The sequence below is a fragment of the uncultured Aquincola sp. genome (assembly GCF_964001545.1).
In the GTDB taxonomy this organism is placed as follows: domain Bacteria; phylum Pseudomonadota; class Gammaproteobacteria; order Burkholderiales; family Burkholderiaceae_C; genus Aquincola.
On record NZ_CAXFDV010000113.1, the window covers coordinates 1 to 2,683 of the forward strand.

At 71.1% G+C, this 2,683-nt stretch carries 3 protein-coding genes; 2 read left to right on the forward strand and 1 reads right to left on the reverse strand.

Annotation, left to right across the window (positions count from 1 at the left end; all coding sequences use genetic code 11):
- A partial coding sequence (locus ABNT58_RS03810; protein ID WP_348752186.1) for an NAD(P)-dependent oxidoreductase occupies window positions 1-622 on the forward strand: 622 nt, incomplete at its 5' end.
- An 18-nt stretch (window positions 623-640) separates the two neighbouring features.
- The gene (locus ABNT58_RS03815; RefSeq protein WP_348752187.1) at window positions 641-2,182 is read left to right on the forward strand and encodes a class I adenylate-forming enzyme family protein; all 1,542 of its coding nucleotides are present in this window, start codon (window positions 641-643) and stop codon (window positions 2,180-2,182) included.
- Here ABNT58_RS03815 and ABNT58_RS03820 read toward each other — a convergent pair.
- Window positions 2,179-2,683: TetR/AcrR family transcriptional regulator (locus tag ABNT58_RS03820; RefSeq protein ID WP_348752188.1), on the reverse strand; the 505-nt coding region annotated here is incomplete at its 5' end. The two genes, ABNT58_RS03815 and ABNT58_RS03820, sit on opposite strands and share 4 nt — an antisense overlap.

Genomic DNA, 2,683 nt, shown 5'->3' on the forward strand with positions numbered 1-2,683 from the left:
CAGCCTCAGCTTCACGCGTGACCTGCGGCGCTACGCCGACCAGCAGGCGCGTGGCGTGTGGGACCGCCACCCGGTGCGGCCGGTATCGCAATGCCGCGTCGGCCTGCTGGGCCTGGGCGCGGTGGGCCAGGCCATCGCGCGCGCCTTCGCACCGCTGGCCTACCCGGTGGCCGGCTGGTCGCGCCGCCCGCGCGAGCTGCCCGGTGTGCAGACCTTTGCCGGCGATGCGCAACTGCCCGCGCTGCTGGCGCAGACCGACATCCTGGTGTGCGCCCTGCCGCTGACCGCCGACACCCGCGGCCTGCTCAACCGTGAGCGCCTGTCGCAGCTGCCGCGTGGCGCCATCGTGGTGAACGTGGGCCGTGGCGAGCAGGTGGTGGAGCCCGACCTGAAGGCGCTGCTGGACGAAGGCCACTTGGCCGGCGCGGTGATGGACGTGTTCGACCGCGAGCCGCCGCGCCCCGACGACTGGACCTGGCAGCATCCGCAGGTGCTGGCCACGCCGCACATCGCGGCGCAGGCTTCGTTCACCACCGTGGCCGCGCAATGCGTGGACACGCTGCGCCGCCTGCGCCACGGGCAGCCGCCGCAATGGCGGGTGGACCGCAGCGCCGGCTACTGAGCAGAGAAGGACTTGCCCATGACCCCCGCCCTCGACGTCGACTTCGGCGTCATCACCGACCAGATCCGCGCCCATGCGCAGGCCGCGCCCGAACGCCGCGCGCTGGTGGACCCGCAGCGCACGCTGAGCTATGGCGAGCTGGATGCGCTGATGGACCGCGTGGCCGCCAGCCTGCAGCGCGACGGCCTGCAGCCGGGCGATGCCATCGGCATCTGCGCGGCTTCGTCGGCCACCTACGCCGCGGTGTTCCTCGGCGCACTGCGCGCCGGCGTGGTGGTGGCCCCGCTGGCCCCGGGTGTGCTGCCGGCGGCCTTTGCCAACATGTTGCGCGACGCGGGAGCGCGGCTGCTGTTCGTCGATGGCAGCGTGGCCGGTACCACGGGGCCTGCAGCCGAAGGCAGCGCGCCGCGCATCGCGCTTGATGGCTCAGATTGCGGCCGGCCGTTGGAAGCTTGGCTGGCCCCCGAAGGGGCGAAGCCGCAGCCGGTGGCGCCGCAGCCGGGCTGGCCCTTCAACATCATCTATTCGTCGGGCACCACGGGTGAGCCCAAGGGCATCGTGCAAGGCCATGGCATGCGCTGGTCGCATGTGCGGCGCGGCATGCACTACGGGTATGGGCCGCAGGCGGTGTCGCTGCTGTCTACGCCGCTGTACTCCAACACCACGCTGGTGGTGTTCTTCCCGTCGCTGGCGGCGGGTGGCACCGTGCTGCTGATGCCCAAGTTCGACGCCGCCGGCTACCTGAAGCTGGCAGAGGCCGAACGCATGACGCACACGATGCTGGTGCCGGTGCAGTACCAGCGGCTGATGGCGCGGCCCGACTTCGACGCGCACGACCTCTCGGCCACGAAGGTGAAGTTCAGCACCAGCGCGCCCTTCCATGCGGCGCTGAAGGCCGATGTGCTCCAGCGCTGGCCGGGCGGCCTGGTGGAGTTCTACGGCATGACCGAAGGCGGCGGCACCTGCATCCTGGAAGCGCATGCCTTCCCCGACAAGCTGCACACCGTGGGCCGGCCCTCCGAAGGCCACGACATCCGCGTGATCGACGAGCAGGGACGCACGCTGACGGTGGGCGAAGCCGGCGAGGTGGTGGGCCATTCACCCGGCATGATGACCGGCTACCACAACCGCCCCGAGCAGACGCGCGCGGTGGAATGGTTCGACGAGACCGGCAAGCGCTTCATCCGCACCGGCGACGTGGGCCGCTTTGACGCCGAGGGCTTTCTGACGCTGGTGGACCGCAAGAAGGACATGATCATCAGCGGCGGCTTCAACCTCTACCCCAGCGACCTGGAAGCAGTGCTGCGCGAGCACCCGGCGGTGGCCGAAGCTTCGGTGATCGGCGTGCCTTCCGAGCAATGGGGCGAAACGCCGGTGGCCTACGTGGTGCTGACCGCCGGCCAGGCGGTGACGGCCGATGAGTTGCGTGCGTGGACCAACGAACGCCTGGGCAAGACGCAGCGGCTGGCCGATCTGCGCCTGGTGGCGGAGCTGCCGCGCAGCGCCATCGGCAAAGTTCTGAAGCGCGAGCTGAGAGACCTGTACACGGCGGGGCGCTAAGCCACCGGCACCAGCAAGCCCTGGAACAGCGGCCGGGCGTACAGCTCGGCCACGCTGTCCACCCGCGCGTCGGGCACCCAGCGGTGCAGCTCGGCCGCGGCGTTGATGCCGCCCACCAGCACCTGCGCGGCCATCTGCGTGTCCAGCGGCCGCACCGAGCCATCGACCACGCCCTGCACCAGCAGGCCCGCCATGCGTTGCGTCAGGCGGTGCAGCGTGGTGCGCACGGTGTCGCGGTGGGCCTGGTCGGGCAGCGCGCTGGTGGCCGAAGCCCGCAACAACGGCCCCTGCGCCGACAGCTGGAAGCGCACCAGCGCCCGCCCCGCGGCGGCGGCCCGCGCACCGCCATCGCCTTCGGCCTGCGCGGCCAGCCGCAAGGCCTGGCGCAGCACCGAGAAGCTGCGCTCGAAGCACTCGGTGATCAGGTCTTCCTTGTTGTCGTGGTGGTGATAGAACGAGCCCTTGGTGACATTGAGCCGGGCCGAGATCTTGTCGACCGAC

Coding starts and splice junctions, on each gene's coding strand:
- ABNT58_RS03815 (WP_348752187.1), top strand. CDS start 641: ATGACCCCCGCCCTCGACGTCGACTTCGGCGTCATCACCGACCAGATC.